At 73.8% G+C, this 19279-nt stretch carries 16 protein-coding genes; 8 read left to right on the forward strand and 8 right to left on the reverse strand.

Going from position 1 to position 19279, the window contains the following annotated elements; all coding sequences use genetic code 11:
* Positions 1-2: 2 nt before the first annotated feature.
* Together ABZV94_RS11890 and ABZV94_RS11895 are read right to left on the reverse strand one after the other, a co-directional pair.
* The gene (locus tag ABZV94_RS11890; RefSeq protein WP_356339850.1) at positions 3-995 is read right to left on the reverse strand and encodes a sugar ABC transporter permease; all 993 of its coding nucleotides are present in this window, start codon (positions 993-995) and stop codon (positions 3-5) included.
* Positions 996-1267: 272 nt separating this feature from the next.
* Entirely contained in the window at positions 1268-2587 is a 1320-nt protein-coding gene (locus ABZV94_RS11895) for an extracellular solute-binding protein (protein ID WP_356339852.1), read from the reverse strand.
* A 492-nt stretch (positions 2588-3079) separates the two neighbouring features.
* Between ABZV94_RS11895 and ABZV94_RS11900 the strand changes: the two genes are divergently transcribed.
* Together ABZV94_RS11900 and ABZV94_RS11905 are read left to right on the forward strand one after the other, a co-directional pair.
* On the forward strand, positions 3080-4129 hold the full coding sequence (locus ABZV94_RS11900; RefSeq protein WP_356339854.1) for a LacI family DNA-binding transcriptional regulator: 1050 nt from the start codon (positions 3080-3082) through the stop codon (positions 4127-4129).
* A gap of 235 nt (positions 4130-4364) precedes the next feature.
* Positions 4365-5786: a GH1 family beta-glucosidase gene (locus ABZV94_RS11905; protein WP_356339856.1), complete on the forward strand. Its 1422-nt coding sequence runs from the start codon at positions 4365-4367 to the stop codon at positions 5784-5786.
* A gap of 66 nt (positions 5787-5852) precedes the next feature.
* Here ABZV94_RS11905 and ABZV94_RS11910 read toward each other — a convergent pair whose 3' ends face one another.
* The 3 genes from ABZV94_RS11910 to ABZV94_RS11920 all read right to left on the reverse strand — a co-directional run bounded on the left by ABZV94_RS11910 (position 5853) and on the right by ABZV94_RS11920 (position 9565).
* Positions 5853-7328 carry a cellulose binding domain-containing protein gene (locus tag ABZV94_RS11910; RefSeq protein WP_356339858.1) on the reverse strand — a complete coding sequence of 492 codons (1476 nt, stop codon included), beginning with the start codon at positions 7326-7328 and terminating at the stop codon, positions 5853-5855.
* A 111-nt stretch (positions 7329-7439) separates the two neighbouring features.
* A complete protein-coding gene (locus ABZV94_RS11915) occupies positions 7440-8843 on the reverse strand; it encodes a HAMP domain-containing sensor histidine kinase (RefSeq protein ID WP_356339861.1) in 1404 nt (467 codons plus the stop codon).
* Positions 8840-9565 carry a response regulator transcription factor gene (locus ABZV94_RS11920; protein ID WP_356339863.1) on the reverse strand — a complete coding sequence of 242 codons (726 nt, stop codon included), beginning with the start codon at positions 9563-9565 and terminating at the stop codon, positions 8840-8842. Before ABZV94_RS11920 ends, ABZV94_RS11915 begins: the two co-directional genes overlap by 4 nt.
* Positions 9566-9664: 99 nt before the next feature.
* On the opposite strand from ABZV94_RS11920, the gene ABZV94_RS11925 reads away from it, so the two are divergent.
* The gene (locus ABZV94_RS11925; RefSeq protein WP_356339864.1) at positions 9665-10183 is read left to right on the forward strand and encodes a hypothetical protein; all 519 of its coding nucleotides are present in this window, start codon (positions 9665-9667) and stop codon (positions 10181-10183) included.
* 32 nt (positions 10184-10215) lie between these two features.
* Here ABZV94_RS11925 and ABZV94_RS11930 read toward each other — a convergent pair whose 3' ends face one another.
* Together ABZV94_RS11930 and ABZV94_RS11935 are read right to left on the reverse strand one after the other, a co-directional pair.
* The gene (locus ABZV94_RS11930) at positions 10216-11085 is read right to left on the reverse strand and encodes a fused MFS/spermidine synthase (RefSeq protein ID WP_356339866.1); all 870 of its coding nucleotides are present in this window, start codon (positions 11083-11085) and stop codon (positions 10216-10218) included.
* 34 nt (positions 11086-11119) lie between these two features.
* On the reverse strand, positions 11120-11530 hold the full coding sequence (locus tag ABZV94_RS11935; RefSeq protein WP_356339867.1) for a hypothetical protein: 411 nt from the start codon (positions 11528-11530) through the stop codon (positions 11120-11122).
* 265 nt (positions 11531-11795) lie between these two features.
* Here ABZV94_RS11935 and ABZV94_RS11940 point away from each other — a divergent pair, with 265 nt between their 5' ends.
* Entirely contained in the window at positions 11796-13304 is a 1509-nt protein-coding gene (locus tag ABZV94_RS11940; RefSeq protein ID WP_356339869.1) for a hypothetical protein, read from the forward strand.
* 127 nt (positions 13305-13431) lie between these two features.
* Here the strand turns inward: ABZV94_RS11940 and ABZV94_RS11945 are convergent, their stop codons facing one another.
* Positions 13432-14028 (reverse strand): histidine phosphatase family protein, encoded by a 597-nt coding sequence (locus ABZV94_RS11945; protein WP_356339871.1) that lies wholly within the window; start codon positions 14026-14028, stop codon positions 13432-13434.
* 251 nt (positions 14029-14279) lie between these two features.
* Between ABZV94_RS11945 and ABZV94_RS11950 the strand changes: the two genes are divergently transcribed.
* The 4 genes from ABZV94_RS11950 to ABZV94_RS11965 are packed head-to-tail and all read left to right on the forward strand — an operon-like array spanning position 14280 to position 19279.
* On the forward strand, positions 14280-15224 hold the full coding sequence (locus ABZV94_RS11950) for a phosphatase PAP2 family protein (RefSeq protein WP_356339872.1): 945 nt from the start codon (positions 14280-14282) through the stop codon (positions 15222-15224).
* Between the two features lies 1 nt (position 15225).
* Positions 15226-16365, forward strand: a complete 1140-nt coding sequence (locus tag ABZV94_RS11955; protein ID WP_356339918.1) for a hypothetical protein — start codon at positions 15226-15228, stop codon at positions 16363-16365.
* Complete coding sequence (locus ABZV94_RS11960; protein WP_356339874.1) at positions 16356-17945, forward strand: hypothetical protein; 1590 nt, start codon at positions 16356-16358, stop codon at positions 17943-17945. The genes ABZV94_RS11955 and ABZV94_RS11960 overlap by 10 nt, the downstream gene beginning before the upstream one ends.
* Entirely contained in the window at positions 17942-19279 is a 1338-nt protein-coding gene (locus ABZV94_RS11965) for an AAA domain-containing protein (RefSeq protein ID WP_356339876.1), read from the forward strand. The genes ABZV94_RS11960 and ABZV94_RS11965 overlap by 4 nt, the downstream gene beginning before the upstream one ends.

Raw genomic sequence — 19279 nt, forward strand, 5'->3', positions numbered from 1 at the left:
CGTCAGGCCGCGCTCTTGCGCACGAACCGGCCGACGATCCAGTTGATCAGGGCGATGAGCAGCAGCAGGACGAGCATGGCCCAGGCCACGGCCGCCGCCGGACCCAGGTGGCCCAGCTTCCAGCCGTAGTTGAAGAGGTAGATGCTGAGCGTCTCGTACTGGTGCTCGCTGCCGCCGATCGAGCCGAGGGTGCCGCCCTGGAGCAGCAGCGGCTCACCGAACAGCTGCATCGAGCCGATCGTGGAGATCACGATGGTGAACAGGATCGTGGGCCGCAGCGAGGGGATGGTCACCTTGCGGAACTGCTGCCACCGGCTCGCTCCGTCGATGGAGGCGGCTTCGTACAGGTCGGTGGGGACCGCCTGCATGGCCGCCAGGTAGATCAGGGCGTTGTAGCCGGTCCACCGCCAGATGATGATGACCGAGATGGCGATCTTGGAGGTCCACTCCCCGTTGCCCCAGTCGATGTTCCCGGCGCCGAAGAAGTGCAGCACCCAGTTGAGGATGCCGCCGTCGGCGCGGAAGACCAGCGCGAAGACCAGGGCGGCCGTGGCCACCGACGTGGCGTACGGGGTGAGGATGACGGTCCGCCAGAAGGTGCTGGCACGCAGCTTGTAGTTGAGCAGGTGGGCCAGGCCCAGCGCCACGAGCAGCTGCGGGACGGTGGAGATGACACCGATGACGAAGGTGTTGGTGACGGCCGTCCAGAACTCGGAGTCCTGGAGGATCTTGGCGAAGTTGTCGAAGCCGACCCACTGGGACTGGTCCAGGCTCGTCATCTCCACCCGGTGCAGGGCGATCCAGCCCGTGTACAGGAGCGGGTAGAGCCCGAAGGCGCCGAAGATCAGGAAGAAGGGGGCTATGTAGGCGTACGGCGAGGCCTTGTCGTCGAAGCGCCACAGCCGGCTGCGCCAGGTACCGCGTCCGTTCGACGCGGCACCGGTGCCGCCGGGCGGCGGGGTGTAGGCGCCCCGGGCGGGGGTTGTCGTTGCCACGGAGGGAGTCCTTCCCTGGAGGTTTCGGCCGGGTGGGGCGGGAAGCGCGTTCGAGGACCGGGGTCGGTCCGCCCCTCCCCGCGCGGATCGGTACGGCGGCGAACGGCCCACGCCGCGGCCTGACGTGCGTGTGAGGCGGAGCCCGGCCGTCGGCTGCCGGGTCCCGCCGGGTGGTGCCGTGGGCGGGACCCGGCAGCAGACGGCCGGGCACCGCTCACGTCGTCGAGCGCGCAGGGGTGCGGGCGGCCGGCGGGCCTCCGCACCCGGTACGGCTAGCCGAGCGCCTTGTCGATCGACTCGGTCGCGGCCTTCCACGCGTCGTCGGGCTTGGTGCCCCGCTGCTCCATGTTGTTGATCTGGGTGGAGATCGTGTCCTTGATCACGCCGTCCTTCGCGCCGAGCACCGCCTCGGGGATGGACTTGGCCTCCTCGGCGTAGATCTGGCCGATGGGGGCGTTGTTGAAGTACGGCAGCTTGGCGTTCTTCACGTCGGCCAGCTCATAGGCGCCCTTGTTGGAGGGGAAGACACCGATCGCCTTGAACACGGCGGCCTGCTGCTCCGGGGCGGTCAGCCACTTGACCAGCTCCGTGGCCTCCTTGACGTGCTTGCCGCTCTTCGGGACGGCGAGGAAGGAGCCGCCCCAGTTGGCCGCGGTCGAACCGGGGGCGCGGGAGATGTCCCACTTGCCCTTGAAGGAGTCACCGGAGTTGATGGAGATCTGGCCGGCCATCCAGGCGGGGCAGGCCACGGTGGCCACGGTGCCCTTGCGCAGGGCCGCGTTCCAGGCGTCCGTGAACTGGGGCAGACCCTGGCTCAGCTTCTTGGCGGCGGCCTCGGCGGCCAGGTCCCAGCCCTGCTTCACCGACTGGCTGTCCTTGTAGACCGGCTTGCCGCTCGCGTCGTAGTACTGCTGGGAGGAGGAGCTGACGACCGCGTTGTACATGGCGGACGCGGAGTCCATGAAGTAGGTGCCGGAGGGTGCCTTCTTCTTGTACTGCTCACCGAGCTTGAGGTAGTCCTCCCAGCCGCCGGCGACGGCCTTGGCGACGGCCTCGCGGTCGGTGGGCAGGCCCGCCTTCTCGAAGAGGTCCTTGCGGTAGCACAGGGACATGGGGCCGATGTCGGTACCGGCGCCGATCACCGTGCCGTCCTTGGCGGTGGCCTGCTTCTCCTTCCAGGACACCCAGTCGTTCACGTTGATCGTCTTGCTGAGGTCGGTGAACTTGCCCGACTGGGTGTCCACGACCTCCTTGATGCGCCCGACTTCGATGCCCGTGACGTCCGCGAGGCCGCTGCCCGTGTTCAGCTGCTGGAGGAGCTTCGGGTAGTAGTCCTGCTCGTTGGCGGTGGTCTCTTCCTGGACCGTGATGTTCGGGTGCAGCTCGTGGTACTTGGCGAACAGCTTGGCCTCCTTGTAGCCGAACTGTCCGAAGTCGGCCACCTTGAGGGTGATGTTCCCGTTGGCGTCCGAGCTGTCCGAGTCGTCGTCGCTGCTGCAACCGGTCAGCAGCAGCGCGGAGGCCGTCAGGACCGTCGTGGCCAGTGTCGCCGTTCTGCGGCCGTGACCACCGCCGGTACGGGTGATGCGCATTCCACTACTCCTTGTTCCAGTGGGGAACGGGACCTCAGGAATCGGACCGCCGGACCCGGCGGTCCGGACCTGCCCTCTCGGTTCGAGCAGCGGCTAGCCAACAGCACGCGGAGTGCGGTGGAAAGGTGCTGGTCAACGGTGTGCCATGCAAGGTAGAGGGGAAGGCCATGGGTGGTTCGATCCGAACGGAAGAGAGCCCCGGTCGCCCTGTGGGACCGCTCCCACGCGGCATGCCGGAAGACTCGTTGGTGCCAGGCCGAGTGTCAAGTCTTGAAGACGGCGTTGTTGCGTAAGCGTGTTCAGCGCGTCACGTGAACGTGTCGTGCGCCGCGCCGCAACCAGCCCGTCATCCGGCCGTTCCGTACCGCGTCGGGGCAGGTCACCGGCGGGTCGATCCCCGCTCGCGACCAACTGCGCCCGCTCCCGCACCGGTTGCCCGATTCCCTGGGTCAGAATGAAGCGCCCCTCCACCGGAACGCCGGAAGGTGAACGATGAGCCCTGCCGAACAGCCGCAGCCGCACAGGACCGCGGACGTCCGGCGCCCGACCCTGAACGCCGTGGCCGCCCGCGCCGGCGTGGGCCGCGGCACGGTCTCACGGGTGATCAACGGCTCCCCGAAGGTCAGCGCACGCTCCCGGGCGGCCGTGGAACAGGCCATCGCGGAACTCGGCTACGTCCCCAACCGCGCCGCCCGCTCCCTGGCCACCCGGCGCACGGACGCGGTCGCGCTGGTCGTGCCCGACGCCGGGACCCGGCTCTTCTCCGAACCGTACTTCTCCGGGATCATCCGGGGCGTCTCGGCCGGACTCACCGGTGCCGGGATGCAGTTGCTGCTGGTCCTCACGGGCGACGAGCAGGAGCACGGCCGGCTCGCCGCCTACCTGGCCGCCCACCGGGTGGACGGCGTGCTGATGATGGCGGTCCACGGGGACGACAGCCTGCCCGACCGGCTGGAGGAGCTGGCCGTGCCGACCGTGCTGGCCGGGCGGCGCGACGAGAGCGAGGGGCTGGGCCATGTCCGCGCGGACAACCGGGGCGGCGCCCGGCTCGCCGTCCGGCATCTGCTGGCCGGCGGCCGGCGGTCCATCGGCACCATCACCGGCCCGCTGGACATGGATGTGGCGCGGGCGCGGCTCGACGGCTACCGGGAGGCCCTGCGCGAGGCCGGGATCTCCGTCAGCGAGGACCTCGTCGCGGCGGGCGACTTCACCGAGGAGGGCGGACGCGCGGCCATGCGGGAACTGCTGCGCCGGCGCCCGGATGTGGACGGCGTCTTCGCCGCCTCCGACGTGATGGCCTCCGGCGCGGTGCTGGAACTGCGCGCTGCGGGGCGCCGGGTGCCGCACGACGTGGCGCTGATCGGCTTCGACGACTCGATCGTGGCCCGGCACCTCGATCCCCCGCTGACCAGCGTCCGCCAGCCGCTGGAGGAGATGGGCCGCACGATGGCGAGCCTCCTGCTGGAGGAGATCGCCCAACGCGGCACCGGCCGACGGGGAGTGGTCCTGCCGACGGAACTGGTGGTACGCGCGTCGGCTTGAGGGGGCAGGGGGCGGGCGGGGAGGGCGGGGGTCGACCCCACACGGCCCGGACCCCACCACGCGCGCCGGCTCAAGAAGCCACGCCCGGGAAGACACCCGCCGGTCCGAGAACCCACCCGCAGAACAGACGTCAGCCCGGGAAGTCACCCCCGGTGTCTACCGATCGAAGCCGCCCCCTTCCATCGTGGGAGCGCTCCCATGCATAATGCGTGCACTCGACCCATGGGAGAGCCTCATGCCCGAACCGACGACCGTGGCCTTTCCCCCCGGCTTCCTCTTCGGCGCCGCGACCTCGGCGTACCAGATCGAGGGGGCGGTGCGGGAGGACGGCCGCACCCCGTCCATCTGGGACACCTTCAGCCATACGCCGGGCAGGACCGCAGGCGGCGAGACCGGGGACATCGCCGTCGACCACTACCACCGCTACCGCGACGACGTCGCGCTCATGGCGGAGCTGGGCCTGACCGCGTACCGCTTCTCCGTCTCCTGGTCCCGGGTGCAGCCGACGGGCCGGGGGCCGGCGGTCCAGCGGGGCCTGGACTTCTACCGCCGCCTGGTCGACGAACTGCTGGCCCGGGGCATCGCACCGGCGCTGACGCTCTACCACTGGGACCTGCCGCAGGAACTGGAGGACGCGGGCGGCTGGCCGGAGCGGGACACCGCGTTCCGCTTCGCCGAGTACGCGCAGCTCGTCGGCGAGGCGCTCGGCGACCGGGTGGAGCAGTGGATCACCCTCAACGAGCCGTGGTGCAGCGCCTTCCTGGGCTACGCCTCCGGGGTGCACGCCCCCGGCCGGACCGACCCCGCGGCCTCGCTGCGCGCGGCCCACCACCTCAACCTGGGACACGGGCTGGCCGTATCCGCCCTCCGCGCGGCGATGCCGGCCCGCAACCGCATCGCCATCAGCCTCAACTCCGCCGTCGTACGGCCCGTTTCCCAGGACCCGGCCGACCTGGCCGTGGCCCGCCGGATCGACGACCTGGCCGGCGGCGTGTTCCACGGACCGGTCCTGCACGGGGCGTACCCGTCGTCGCTCTTCGAGGCCACGCGCTCGGTGACCGACTGGTCCCACGTCCTCGACGGCGACCTCCGCACGATCAACGCCCCGCTGGACGCGCTGGGCCTGAACTACTACACGCCGACGCTGGTGTCGGCCGCGTCCGGCGAGGCCGGGGGCCCCCGGGCGGACGGCCACGGCTCCAGCGACCACTCGCCCTGGCCGGCCGCCGACGACGTCCTCTTCCACCAGACCCCCGGCGACCGCACGGAGATGGGCTGGACGATCGATCCGACGGGCCTGTACGACCTGCTCATGCGCTACACGCGCGAGGCGCCCGGCCTGCCCCTCCACATCACCGAGAACGGCGCGGCCTACGACGACAAGCCCGACCCCGACGGCTGTGTGCACGACCCCGAGCGCATCGCCTACCTGCGCGCCCACCTGGCGGAGGTGCACCGCGCCATCGCCGACGGCGCGGACGTCCGCGGCTACTACCTGTGGTCCCTGATGGACAACTTCGAGTGGGCGTACGGGTACGGCAAGCGGTTCGGCGCGGTGTACGTGGACTACGCCACGCTGGAGCGGACGCCGAAGTCCAGCGCCCGGTGGTACGGGGAGGCGGCGCGGACGGGGGTGCTGCCGCCGCTGGAGGCCTGAGAGGGGGCGGAGCCCGGCGGGTGCGATCCGCCGGGCCCCTTCACCGGTCACAGGTGATCGGCGCGACTACTTGTACGCCCCGAACGCCTTGGAGAAGGCGAACGGGTCCTGGGTGACGGAGCTGCACGTGGCGTCGGCGGTGGGCTTGGTGCCGCCGGCGCACTGCTTGTCGCGGGTCGCCGACCACATCGACAGCCAGCCGAGCCCCTTGGACCGCGCGAAGTCCACCAGCTGGGCGGCGTCGTCGACCTTGAAGACCTCGGAGGAGACGTCGTTGACGCCGATCATCGGGGTGACGGCGACGGCCTTCCAGGCGGCGGAGTCGGACAGCCCGAGCACGCTCTTGACCTGGGCCTGGGTGGCGGTCGCGGCCTGCTCGGCGTAGGTGCCCATGTCGCCGCTGTACGAGGCGCCGTAGTCCATCGCCATGATGTTGACGGTGTTGATCCGCACGCCGTTGGACCTGGCGTCGGCGAGGAGGTTCACGCCGTCCTGGGTGAGGCCCTCGGGCATCACCGGGAGGGTGAAGGAGACGTCCAGGCCCGGGTGCCGCGCCTGGAGCTTGGCGATGGCCTGGGCGCGGCGGGTGTTGGCGGCGGTGTCGGGCAGCGCGCCGCCCTCGACGTCGAAGTCGACCTTGGTCAGCCGATACGCGTCGACCGCCTTGCCGTACGCCGCCGCCAGCGCGTCCGCGGAGGAGCAGGTGGTGGCCAGCTCGGAGCCGGAGGCGCCGCCGAAGGAGACCCGGACGTCACCGCCCTTGGCGCGCAGCGCGCCGATCTGCGCGGCCACGGCGTCGCTGGTGAGGTCGGTGACCCCGCCCCACTTGGGGGTGCAGCCGCCGCCGTCGGTGACGAAGGCGAGGTTGTAGTTCTTCACGCCGGTCGCGTCGGCGGCGCCGAGGAGGTCGAAGGCCGGGTAGAGGCTGGTGTCGACGTAGGGGGCGAACCCGGCGGAGGCGCTGGTGCCGCTTCCGGTGCTGCCGGTGGGGGTGGGGGTGGGAGTGGCGGTCCCGGTGGGGGCCGAGGTGGGTGCGGAGGTGGTCGTGGAGGTGGGGGCCGGGGTCGGCGGCTGGGTGGTCTGTGTCGGCCGGCCGCTCGGCTCGGGGGTCGCTCCGCCGTCTGCGGAACACTGCGCGCCGTCGATGCGGCAGCCCGCCGGGTCGCCGCTGCCGCTCACCACGAAGCCGACGGTCACGGACTTGCCGGGGGCCAGGCCGCCGGTGTCCCACGTCGCCGGCTTCACGGTGACGTGCCGACCGCTGACCCTCGACTCGCCGTTCCACAGGGAGCTGAGCTTGGCGCCCGCCGGGAGGTCGAACTCCAGCGTCCAGGTCTTCTCGGCCTGCGGGGTGTTGTTGGTGACGACGTACTGGGCGGTGTAGCCCGTGGACCAGTCACTGGTCCTGGTGTACGCGGCGTTCACACCGGCCGCGTTGGCCGTGCCGGTGAGCAGGACCGCGCCGCCGCCGATCACGGCCGCCGCCACCAGGCCGCCTATCGCCTTGTTCCTGCCACTGATCCTGCGCCGGTGCGTGCTCATGCGCGTGCCTGCCTTCGCTGTTCACTGAGGAGGGGTGCGGCAGCACGCTAGCGATCAGGAAACGGACGAACCGCTCGATACGGTGCGCCCGTTGCAGACCTTAGGGTTCGCTTAAGGAAGCGATCGGAGACGGTTAAAGGTAGAGACCAATTTGCCCGATCGGCGTCTGCGGACGGTGCCGCGCTGTCTGCGCCCCACCGGCTTCCGCGCGTCCAGCTGGAACCAGATCCGCACCTCGGTACCGCCCAGCACCGAGGAGCCGATGCGGACGTCACCACCGGTGGACTCGGCGAGCCGGCGGACGATGTCCAGGCCCAGGCCGGTCGAGCCGGTGTGTCCGGAGCCCCGGCCGCGGGCCATCGCCGCCTCGGGGTCGGCTATGCCCGGGCCCGCGTCGGAGACCAGGACGATCACCGCGTCCTCGCCGTTGTGCACGTCGACGGCGAAGGCGGTGCCCTCGGCGGTGTGCCGGAAGACGTTGCCGAGCAGGGCGTCGAGCGCGGCGGCCAGGTCGGCCCGGGCCACGGGTATGCGCACCGGCCGGTCGACGCCGGCCACCCGCCACTTGCGGCCCTCGTCCTCCGCCAGCGCGGACCAGAACTCCATGCGCTCCCGGACCACTTCGGCCGCGTCGCAGCCCGCTCCGGGTCCCGCGGCGGCCGTCTGCGGCTTGGCCTCCCGGGCCGTCCGGATGATCGCGTCGACCTCGCGCTCCAACTGGGCGACGGCGGCCCGGGTCTGCTCGGCGGCCGGCCCGGCTCCGAGGGAGGCCGCGTTCAGCCGGAGGACGGTGAGCGGGGTGCGCAGCCGGTGCGAGAGGTCGGCGGCCAGTTCCCGCTCGTTGGCGAGGAGCTGGACGACCTGGTCGGCCATGGAGTTGAACGCGACGGCGGCCAGCCGGAGTTCGGTCGGGCCGTCCTCCGGCACACGCGCGCCCAGTTTGCCCTCGCCCAGCTCGTGCGCGCCCTCCACGAGCCGCCGCGCGGGCCGCACCATGCGCACTCCGAGGCGGTCGGCGACGGCGACCGAGCCGACGACCAGCGCGAGGCCGACCGCCGCGAGCACCGCCCAGGCCGTGCCGACACCGTGGGTCACCTCCGACTCGGGGACGTACACCTCGACCACGGCTATCGCGCCGGAGCCGAGCGCGACCGGCTGGAGCAGGGTGAAGCCGCCGGGCACGGTGGTGGTGGAGGCGCGGCCGAGTCGTCGTACGGCCTCGATGTCGCGTCCCGCGGCGCGCTGCCGGCCGAGGTCGAGGGCGGCCCGGCCGCCGTCGGCGGGCAGGTGGACCGCCATTCCGGAGTCGGCGCCGGCCGAGGCCACCACCCGCTCCAGCTGGTCCCGGTCGGTGGTGATGGACAGCGCGGGCGCGACCGCCGCCGCCGCCCGCTCGGCGCCCGAGAACGCGCGGTCGCGGGCCATCTCCTTGACGACCAGGCCGAGCGGCACGGCGAAGGCGACCACGACCATCGTGGTGACCGCGAGGCAGACCTTGACCAGGGCCCATCTCATCGCGGGGCCTGCCCGGCCTGCCCGGCCTGCCGGTCGGGGGGTGGTTCGAGCTTCACACCGACGCCCCGCAGCGTGTGCAGATAGCGCGGCCGGGCGGCGGTCTCCCCCAGCTTGCGGCGCAGCCAGGACAGATGGACGTCGATGGTCTGGTCGTCGCCGTAGGACTGCTGCCAGACCTCGGCGAGGAGTTCCCTGCGCGGGACGACGACGCCCGGCCGCCCGGCCAGGAAGGCCAGCAGGTCGAACTCGCGGCGGGTGAGGTCGAGCCGGGTCCCGTCCAACTCGGCCTGGCGGCGCAGCGGGTCGACGGTCAGGCCGCCGACGCGGAGCACGGACGAGGGCGGGGCCTCCCCGCCGCCGGAGCGGGCGCGGCGCAGCACGGCCGCTATCCGCGCGGAGAGGTGTTCGACGGAGAAGGGCTTGGTCAGATAGTCGTCCGCCCCGGCGTTCAGCAGCCGGACGATCTCCGTCTCGTCGTCCCGGGCGGTCGCGATGATGACGGGCACGTCGGTGATGCCGCGCAGCATCTTCAGCGCCTCGGAGCCGTCCAGGTCGGGCAGTCCGAGGTCCAGGATGACCAGGTCGAAGCGGAGATGGGCGACCTCGCGCAGCGCCTCCAGTGCCGTACCGACACTGCGCACGGTGTGGGCGGCGTCGGTCAGGTGCCGGATGAGCGCCGAGCGTACGAACTGGTCGTCCTCGACCACGAGCACACTTGCCATGCGCCGCACCGTACGCCATGCGGGCAACAGCGGGCGGGCGCCTGTGGACAACTCGGGCCATGTGCGTACGGCGGTGCCCCTGGGGCAGTATGGCCCGCGATGCGCAGAGGACTCGTACACGTACTGGCGTGGCTGCTCGCGACGGGAGCGGCGGTCACGCTGTCGTGGTGGGGTGTCCACACGGTGATGGCGGGCACGGCGTACGACCCGCCGCGCGCGCTTCCGGTCACGGCCGCCGACGCGGGCGCCCGGGACGTCGCGTCCGGGTCCGAGGCGCCCTCCCCGTCGCCGAGCCCGTCGCGCGAGCGGCCGGTCCGGCCGACGCCGGCGCCGACGCCCGCGCGCACGCCGGTCCGCACACCGTCCCCGTCCCCCACCGTCTCCGCCACAGCGTCCGGCCGGGTCAGGTCCTACGACACCGACGGCGGCCGGGCGGTGTTCGACCTGCGGCCGGCCGACGCCACGCTCGTGTCGGCGACCCCGGGGACGGGCTGGTCGATGCAGGTGTGGAAGACGGAGCGCTGGATCCGGGTGGAGTTCGCCCGGGGCGCGGACCGGGTGTCGGTGTTCTGCACCTGGCACGACGGGCCGCCGCGGGTCGAGGTGGGCACGTACTGACCCCCCGGGCGGGGTTCCGGCGGGCTGAGGGTCTAGCGGAACACCGAGGGCGGCGGCGCTGGGGAGGCCACCGCGGCCTCGTCCGTCACGGGCACCGCGCCACCGGTGAAGTCGGTGAGCTGCCTGCCGTGTTCGACCCGGCCGGGGTGCGGGTCGGAGGCGGCGCGGCGGGTGAGTTCGGCGAGCGGCAGCGGCAGGTCGGAGGCGACCAGGACCGCGTTGCCGAAGCGCTTGCCGCGCAGCACGGCGGCGTCGGCGATCAGCGCGAGTTCGCCGAACCGGGCGGCGGCCGTGGCGATCTGGCCGCGCAGGTGCGCGAGCGGCGGGCCGTCGGCGAGGTTGGCCGTGTAGACGCCGGAGGGCTTCAGGGCGCGCCGGACCTCGTCCAGGAACTCGGTGGAGGTGAGGTGGGCGGGGGTGCGGGCGCCGCTGAAGACATCGGCGACGACCAGGTCGGCCCAGCCGTCCGGCACCTTGGCGAGCCCCGCGCGGGCGTCGGTGGCCCGCACCCGGATGCGCGCGCCCGGGTCCAGCGGCAGCTCGCGGCGGACGAGTCGCACCAGGCTCGCGTCCCGTTCCACGACCTGCTGGGTGGAGCGGGGCCGGGTCGCCGCGACGTAGCGGGCGAGGGTGAGGGCGCCGCCGCCGAGGTGCACGGCGTGGACGGGCTTGCCGGGCGGGGCGGCGAGGTCGATGACGTGGCCGAGGCGGCGCTGGTACTCGAAGGACAGGTGGGCCGGGTCGTCCAGGTCGACGTGCGACTGGGGCGCGCCGTCGATCAGCAGCGTCCAGGCCCGGGTGCGGTCGGGGTCGGGCACGAGCTGCGCGAGCCCGCCGTCGACCGGCTCCTCGACCGCGGCCGCGGCGGCCGACCTGCGCCGTGTGTTCCTGGACCTGCCCATCCCCCCATTTTCGCAGCCGCCGGGGCCGGGCGCGTCACCGGCAGTTGTCGGCCGCCTCGATCAGGCGGGCCGCCTCGCCGAGGGCCCGGCGCAGCACCACCGGGTCGGTGGCGAGGTCGGCCTCGCCGGGCGGCAGCAGCCAGTCGGAACCCGCCACCGGCGGCTCGGGGTTCAGCCGCAGTCCGCGCCCGTCGGTCTCGGTGCAGGTGCTGCCCGGCAGGTCCCAGCCGGCGGCCGTGCCGGCCGGCACCAGGAAGCCGAGGGTGCCGCAGCCGTCGTCGTGCAGCACGGGCCCGACCGCGTCCGCGGCGGCCCGCCGCAGGATGTCGACCGCCTCCAGCCCCTGCCGGGTCGGTACCGTCACGAGGTCGCATCGCGCGTCACCTCCCGCCCACGCGGACGACGACGGCGACGTACAAGGATCGTTGCTCTGGCTGGTCTCCATGCCGGCCTCCACCACACAGCCCTGTTGCGGTCCATGAAGTCCAACGCGCGAGCGCGTCAACGGCAACGGCACAAGTGCGCCGCAAAGGATGGCACTTCATGGCAGATCATGCATGAGATATCCGGTTTGTAGCCAAACACCGCGTGGCGGGTCCTTCACAGCAGGTACGTTCATGCCCGCCGGAACCAGGGCGTCACACGGGCAACTCGTCCCGGAATCGCCCGGTCCCGGCGTGGTTCGACGGTTCGCACGAGAGGACCCGGCCATGGCGTCGTCAACCGTGACCTCGTCACAGCCCGAACGGCCGGCACGGCCGAACCTCGCCTTCCGGCGGTTGCGCGGCCGGCGTTCACCGGCGGAGTTCGCGGCGCTGGTACGGCGGGCCGCGCGCGAGATCGGTGAGCGGGTGAGCTGTGACGCGCGCTACATCGGCCGGGTCGAGGCGGGCGAGATCCGCTGCCCCAACTACGCGTACGAACGGGTGTTCCTGCACATGTTTCCCGGCCGCACGCTCACCGACCTCGGCTTCGCGCCCCGCTCGTCCGTCCGCGGACGCGCGGCGCGTACGGCGGTGGAGACGGCCCCCGCGGAGCGGGTGCCCGGTGAGTCCGGCGGGGCTGCCGAGCCGTATGAGTCCCCTGAGACCGGCGGGTCCCTTCTCGCGCGGACCCCGCGAGAAGGGAGCCCGCGTGCACCGCACCAGCTGTACGAACCGCACGAACCGTTTGCGAAAGACCCCCTGAACCACGAGGAGAGCGACGTGCTGCGTCGCGCATTCATGACCGGCGGAGGCGCCACGGTGGCCGCCGCCACGCTGGCCCCGCTGGGGCTCACCACCGGCGCCGCGGCGGCGGAACGGCCGCTGCGGCGCGCCGGCACCTCCGAGGCGGCGGCGCTGGAGGAGGCCGTCCGCCGCATCCGGCTGCTCGACGACCGGCACGGCGCGGACGGCCTCTACCGGCGCGCGGCGGCTCCGCTGCGCGCGGCGTACGAGCTGCTCGACGCCGGCGCGACCCGGCAGACCACCGCGGACCGGCTGCACGCGGGAGCCGGCGAACTCGCCATCTCCGTCGGCTGGCTGGCCCACGACTCCGGCCGCTTCGACGACGCGCGCTCGCACTACGCGGAGGCGCTGGCCACCGCCCGCATGACCGGCGATCCGGCGCTGGAGGCACACGCCTTCTGCAACACCGCGTTCCTGGCCCGGGACGCCGGACGCCCCCGGGAGGCGGTACGGGCCGCGCAGGCCGCGCAGCGCGCCGCCCGGCCGCTCGGCTCCGACCGGCTGATGTCCCTGCTGGCGCTGCGCGAGGCGGGCGGCTGGGCGGGGCTCGCCGACCGCACCGGCTGCGCGCAGGCGCTGGCCCGGGCCCACGCCCTCTTCGAGCGGGGCCGCTCGGACGCCGACCCCGAGTGGATGAGCTTCTACGGAGAGGCCGAGCTGGAGGGGCTGGAGGCGCAGTGCTGGTCCACGCTGGGCGACTGGCGGCGGGCGTCCCGGCACGCGCGGCGGGCGGCGCGACTGCAGGATCCCCACTTCACGCGGAACATCGCGCTGTACACCGCGGAGCTGGCCGACGATCTCGCCCGCGAGGGGCGTCCCGACGAGGCGGCGGAGGCGGGGCTGCGGGTGCTGGCACTGCTCGACCAGGTCCAGTCCTCCCGCATCCAGACGATGCTGGCCGGGACGGCCCGGGTGCTCCTGCCGCACCGGCGGGCGTCGGGGGTGTCGGAGTTCCTCGACCGCCACGCGTCCGTTCCCCGGCGGGTGTAGGGGCTGCCCGGTGCGCGGTGGCGTGCCCGGTGGCCGCCGGTCCCCGGGTGCGGCGCGGCCGACCGCGCCCGCGCGGTGAGCCGCACACCGCCACCGCCCCGCGCCCCCTCGGGCGCGGGGCACCCGCTCAGCCCGCCAGGTGCCCCGTGTCGTTCCAGCTCTCGATCGCCGGTTCCCCGTAGGCCCAGCCCAGTACCGACAGCGACGTGGGGTTCAGCCGTATCCGCGCCGCGAAGTCCAGCGGCAGCCCCAGCCACCGCGCCCCGATCGACCGCAGGATGTGCCCGTGGGCGAAGACCAGGACGTCGCGGTCGGCCGAACGGGCCCAGGAGACCACCTCGTCCGCGCGCGCGGTGACCTCGGCGAGGGTCTCGCCCTCCGGGACCCCGTCCCGCCAGATCAGCCAGCCGGGCCGCACGGCCTGGATCTCGGCCGGGGTCATGCCCTCGTAGGCGCCGTAGTCCCACTCCCACAGCGTGTCCCACACCGTGGCACGGTCCCCGAAGCCGGCCAGTTCGCACGTCTCCCGCGCACGGGACAGCGGGCTGGTCCGCACCTCCGCGTCCGCCAGCCCGTCCAGCGGGGCGCGGTGCAGCCGCTCGCCGAGCAGCTTGGCCCCGCGCCGGCCCTCCTCCAGCAGCGGCACATCGGTCCTGCCGGTGTGCTTGCCGGACAGCGACCATGCCGTCTGTCCGTGCCGGGCCAGCAGAATGCGCGGTGCCATGGGGTCTCTCCGAAGAACAAGCGGATGCACGAACAAGGGGACGCACGACGGGCGGCGCGGTCCCTCCTTCATCCCCTCCATCATCGCGCACCCCGCTGCCAGGCAACCCGCCGGGCGATCTCCGCGTCTTCGAGGGCTGACACACACCGAGCGTGATCGGAGCGCCCGTGATGGGCCGAGTAGGGACACCGTAAAGTGGCACGGTCGCCCGCCGGGGCGCAGCCGTACAGCAGAAGGGGGAGGGCGATCGGATGCCGCAGACCGAGACACCGGGCACCGAGGTGGCCCCGCGACCCCGGCTGCGCTGGTGGACCGAGCTGCCGCTGATCCTGCTGGTCTACGGCTGCTACTCGGCCGGCCGGCTCCTCGCGCGCGGTGACGTCACCAGCGCCGTCGACCACGGCCTGGCGATCCTGCGTATCGAGAAGGCGCTGCGCCTGAACGCCGAGCACCCGCTGAACCGGCTGTTCACCCGCGAGGCCTGGCTCGGGGTGCCGGCCGACTTCTGGTACGCGTCGCTGCACTACCTGGTCACGCCCGCGATCCTGGTCTGGCTGTTCCGCGCGCGTGCCGCTCACTACCGGGCGGCCCGCACCTGGCTGATGACGTCCACGTTCATCGGCCTGATCGGCTTCACCCTGCTGCCGACCTGCCCGCCGCGGCTGCTCTCCGCCGACCACGGCTTCGTGGACACGATGGCGCAGTACAGCGCGTACGGCTGGTGGGGCGGCGAGGCCAGCGCCCCGCGCGGCATGGGCGGCATGACCAACCAGTACGCGGCCATGCCCAGCCTGCACGTGGGCTGGGCGCTGTGGTGCGGTGTGATGCTGTGGCGGTACGGCGGCACGCGCCCGGCGAAGGTCCTCGGCGTCGTCTACCCGCTGGTGACCGCGCTGGTGGTCATGGGCACGGCCAACCACTACTTCCTGGACGCGGTGGCGGGCGTCGCCGTGATGGGCGTCGGCGTGCTGCTGGCGCCGCAGCTGATGCGGGCGGCGGACCTCGTCCGGACCCGGCTGTTCCGTCGTACCGCACCGGTCACGGAAGCCACAGGTTCCCCGATTGTCAGTGCCGGATGCCAGACTTCGGCGGGTGAGCGAATTCCACGGCAGCGCGAGTCGCGGCTCGACCCCGCGGCCGGACCGGACGCCTCCCCCAGCGACGCGGGCGAAGGGGCTCCGGCACCGGCTCGCTGAGCTGCGCGGTCCCGACGTACCGGCCAAGGCCCTGGACGCCCGCGCCCTCGCGGCGCTCGCCGCGAACCCGGGCTGTTCCCGGCGGGCGATCCTGGACGGCGCCGGGGTGGACAAGGCCCGGCTGGCCGGCGCGCTGGGCGCGCCGTCCGGTTTCGGGCAGTCGCAGTTCGCGCTGACCCGGGGCAATGCGTTCGAGGCGCGGGTCAAGGCCGACGGCGGTGCCGAGCTGCTGCGGCTGGTGCACACCCTGCTGGACCCCGGCGCCGAACCGCCCGCCGCGGCGGCGGTACCCGACCTGACCGCGCACGGCCCCGAGGGGCGTACGGCCCGTACGGCGCTGGCGCTGCGCGAGGCCGTGCGGGCCGGCGGCTGGACGCTCCTGGACCACCCGATGCTCGCCCTGGACGTGGCCGGTTCGCTCGCCTTCCTGGAGCCGGACGCGGTCGTGGTGCACCCGGACGGCAGCTGGTCGGTGGTGGAGATCAAGTCCTTCCCGATGGTGGACGGCGCCGCGGACCCCGCGAAGGTGGGCGCGGCGGCCCGCCAGGCCGCGGTGTACGTGCTCGCCCTGGAGGAGGTCGCGGCCCGGCTCGCCGGGGAGCCGGAGGAGCGCGGCGGGCAGGAGCCCGAGGAGCGCGCCGGGGAGGGCGTTGCGGTGCCGCGGGTGCGCCACCGCGTGCTGCTGGTGTGCCCGAAGGACTTCTCCAACCTGCCCGCGGGCTCCGCCGTGGACATCCGCAAGCAGCGGGCGGTCACCGCCCGCCAGCTGGCCCGGCTCACCCGCGTCGAGGAGATCGCCGACGCGCTGCCCGAGGGCACCTGCTTCGCGCCCGACCGGCCCGCCGAGGAGCTGACGGCGGCCCTGGAGGCGGTGCCGGCGAGCTACGCGCCCGAGTGTCTGTCCGCCTGCGAGCTGGCCTTCCACTGCCGGGAGCGGGCCCGCGCGGCCGGCGCGGTCACCCGGCTCGGGCGGCCGCTGCGCGCCGAACTGGGCGGCCTGGCCACGGTCGAGGAGGTCCTGGCGGCGGCCCACGGCGAGAGCGGCGACCCGGACGACCCGGCGGTGGCCGCCCTGCGCCGGGCGGCGGCCCTGCGCGCGGAGGCCCTGCGGGAGGCCCGGGAGGCGGCCCCGTGTCCCTGATCACCACCCTCGCCCGGCTGGAAGCCGTCGGCTCGGGCCGCGCGCAGCCCGCCGCGACCGTCCGGCACCGGCGTCTGTCCGACCACCCGCTGGTGTTCGTACCGCTCACCACGGCCGGTGAGACCGGCGCCCCGCTCGGCGCGCTGGTCGGCACCGACCGGGACGCGCCCCGGCTGCTGGTCGTACCGCAGCCCCGCGACCGCGATCTGCGCTTCACGTTCCTCGCCGACCTGGCCGACATCGTCCTGCCCCACATCGACGCGTACGCCGACGCGGTGGAGGCGGCCGAGCGCACCGAGACCGACCCGGAGACCGGCAAGCGGGTCAAGGTGGAGGCCGAGCTGTGCGCGGACGCGCCCCAGCTGATCGTGCCGAGCCGCACCGGCCTGGACTTCGTACGGCTGCTGGGCCGCTCGATGCGGTTCCGGCGCACCGCCGAGCAGGACCCGGACGCGCCCTACCCGGCGCCGCCCCGGGTGCCGCTGCTCGGCCGCTGGCTGACCCACTACGGCGAGCGGGCCCGGGTCCCCGGGTCCTCGCTGCTGCTCGCCCTGACCGATGTGCTGTCCCGGCACTGGGCGACCGGCCAGTCCGGTCTGGAGGACGAGCACCTGGGCGCGCTGCTCGCCTGGATCGACCCCCCGGAGGGCCTGACCGGCGCGGAGGCCGCCCGCCGGGCCGAACTCGCCAGGGACGCCGACGGCCAGTTGCTGTGCCCGCCGGCCGGCCCCGCCACGGACCCGGCGTTCGACAACAAGCTGCTGGCCCCGGCGATCGAGCGCTACGACCGCGCGCGGACGGCCCTGGCCGCCGCCGAGGACCCGCTGGAGGCCGACGCCCGGCTGGCCGCGCTCACCCGTGCCGAGCGGGAGATCCGCGACCTGGTCGAGAGCCGCACCCGGCCCACCTGGGACGCGGTGTGGCGGGGCCTGGACCTGCTGCGGGCGCTGCCGGAGGGCGCGCACGTGGAGGAGCGCTGGACCCGGGACCGCTGGTCGTTCACCGGGCACCGGGACCGGGTGCGGGCGGGTGAGCCGCCGCAGCCGCGCCGGGACGACGCGGTGACGGCGGCGAACAAGCTGGCCACGCGCGAGCGTGAGCAGGCCCGGCTGGAGGCCCAGGAGGCGCTGGACGACCCGCTGGTGATGGCGGGGCGGCGGCTGGCCGGGGAGGCGTTCGCGGGCGAGGTGACCGACGTCGTGATGGCGTACAGCGAGGGCAAGCGGCCGAGCCCGCGCCCGCTGGTGACGGTCCGCACGGACGACCGGCCGCATCTGGCGGAGCGGGCGAAGGTGTACCGCTCGCTGGGCGGCAGGCCGCAGTCGGCGGAGTTCGTCGGTCAGGAGGCCGACGGTGTGCTGGTCCTGCGCGTCCTGGACAAGATGGGCCGCGGCAAGGAGCCGGAGCCCGGGTCGGTGCCGGAGAAGGGCGACCGGGTCTGCTTCACCCTGTTCGAGCACGAGCAGCGCGGCGGCGCGAAGCTGCCCGACCCGGAGCAGACGCCGTGGACGCACGGTGGCCCGCCGGGCGAGCCCGCACCGGAGGCCCCCGACGCCGTGACCGAGGAGGACGTGCTGTGACGACCGTCGACTTCGATCCCGGAGCCGCGGCCGGCCGCGCCACGGACGCGATCCTGCACGACACGCTGCACGGCACCGAGCGCGGTGTGGTGGTGGACTCCCCGCCGGGCGCCGGGAAGTCGACGCTGGTGGTGCGCGCGGCCCTGGAACTCGCCGGTGCGGGGCGCCCGCTGATGATCGTGGCCCAGACGAACGCCCAGGTGGACGACCTGGTCCTGCGTCTGGCCGAGAAGAACCCGGAGCTGCCCGTCGGCCGCCTGCACAGCAGCGACGCGGACGCGTACGACGCGGCGCTGGACGCGTTGCCGCAGGTCCGCACGTCGGCGAAGGCGGCCGACCTGAACGGGCTGCCGGTGGTCCTCTCCACGGCCGCCAAGTGGGCGCACGTGAAGGTGGAGGAGCCCTGGCGGCACGCGATCGTGGACGAGGCGTACCAGATGCGCTCCGACTCCCTGCTCGCCGTGGCCGGGCTGTTCGAACGGGCGCTGTTCGTGGGCGACCCGGGTCAGCTGGACCCGTTCGCCATCGTCGGCAGCGAGCAGTGGGCGGGCCTGTCGTACGACCCCTCGGCCTCGGCGGTCACCACCCTCCTGGCCCACAACCCGGACCTCCCCCAGCACCGTCTGCCGGTCTCCTGGCGCCTGCCGGCGTCGGCGGCCCCCCTGGTCTCCGACGCGTTCTACCCGTACACGCCGTTCCGCAGCGGCACGTCCCACGACGACCGGCGCCTGACCTTCGCGGTCCCCTCGGACGGCTCCGGCCCGGACCGGGTGATCGACGAGGCCGCTGAGTCCGGCTGGGGCCTGCTGGAGCTGCCCGCCCGGCACACCCCGCGCACGGACCCGGAGGCGGTCCGGGCGGTGGCGACGGTGGTCCGCCGCCTGCTGGACCGAGGCGGCGCGGCCACGTCCGAACGCGCACCGCGTCCCGCCCCCCTGACGGCCGACCGCATCGCCGTGGGCACGGCCCACCGCGACCAGGCGGCGGCGATCCGCGCGGCCCTGGCCGACCTCGGGGTCCCGGACGTGACCGTCGACACGGCGAACCGCCTCCAGGGCCGCGAGTACGACGTCACGGTCGTCCTGCACCCGCTCTCCGGCCGCCCCGACGCCACCGCCTTCCATCTGGAGACGGGCCGCCTGTGCGTCCTGGCCTCCCGCCACCGGCACGCCTGCATCATGATCTGCCGCGCCGGGGTGACCGACCTCCTCGACGACTACCCGTCCACGGAACCGGTCCAGCTGGGAACGCTGGTGAAGTTCCCGGACGGCTGGGAGGCCAACCACGCGGTCCTGTCCCACCTCGGAGAACACCGCGTGCCCTGGTCCCCCTGA

The sequence above is a fragment of the Streptomyces sp. NPDC004658 genome (assembly GCF_040609555.1).
GTDB lineage: Bacteria > Actinomycetota > Actinomycetes > Streptomycetales > Streptomycetaceae > Streptomyces.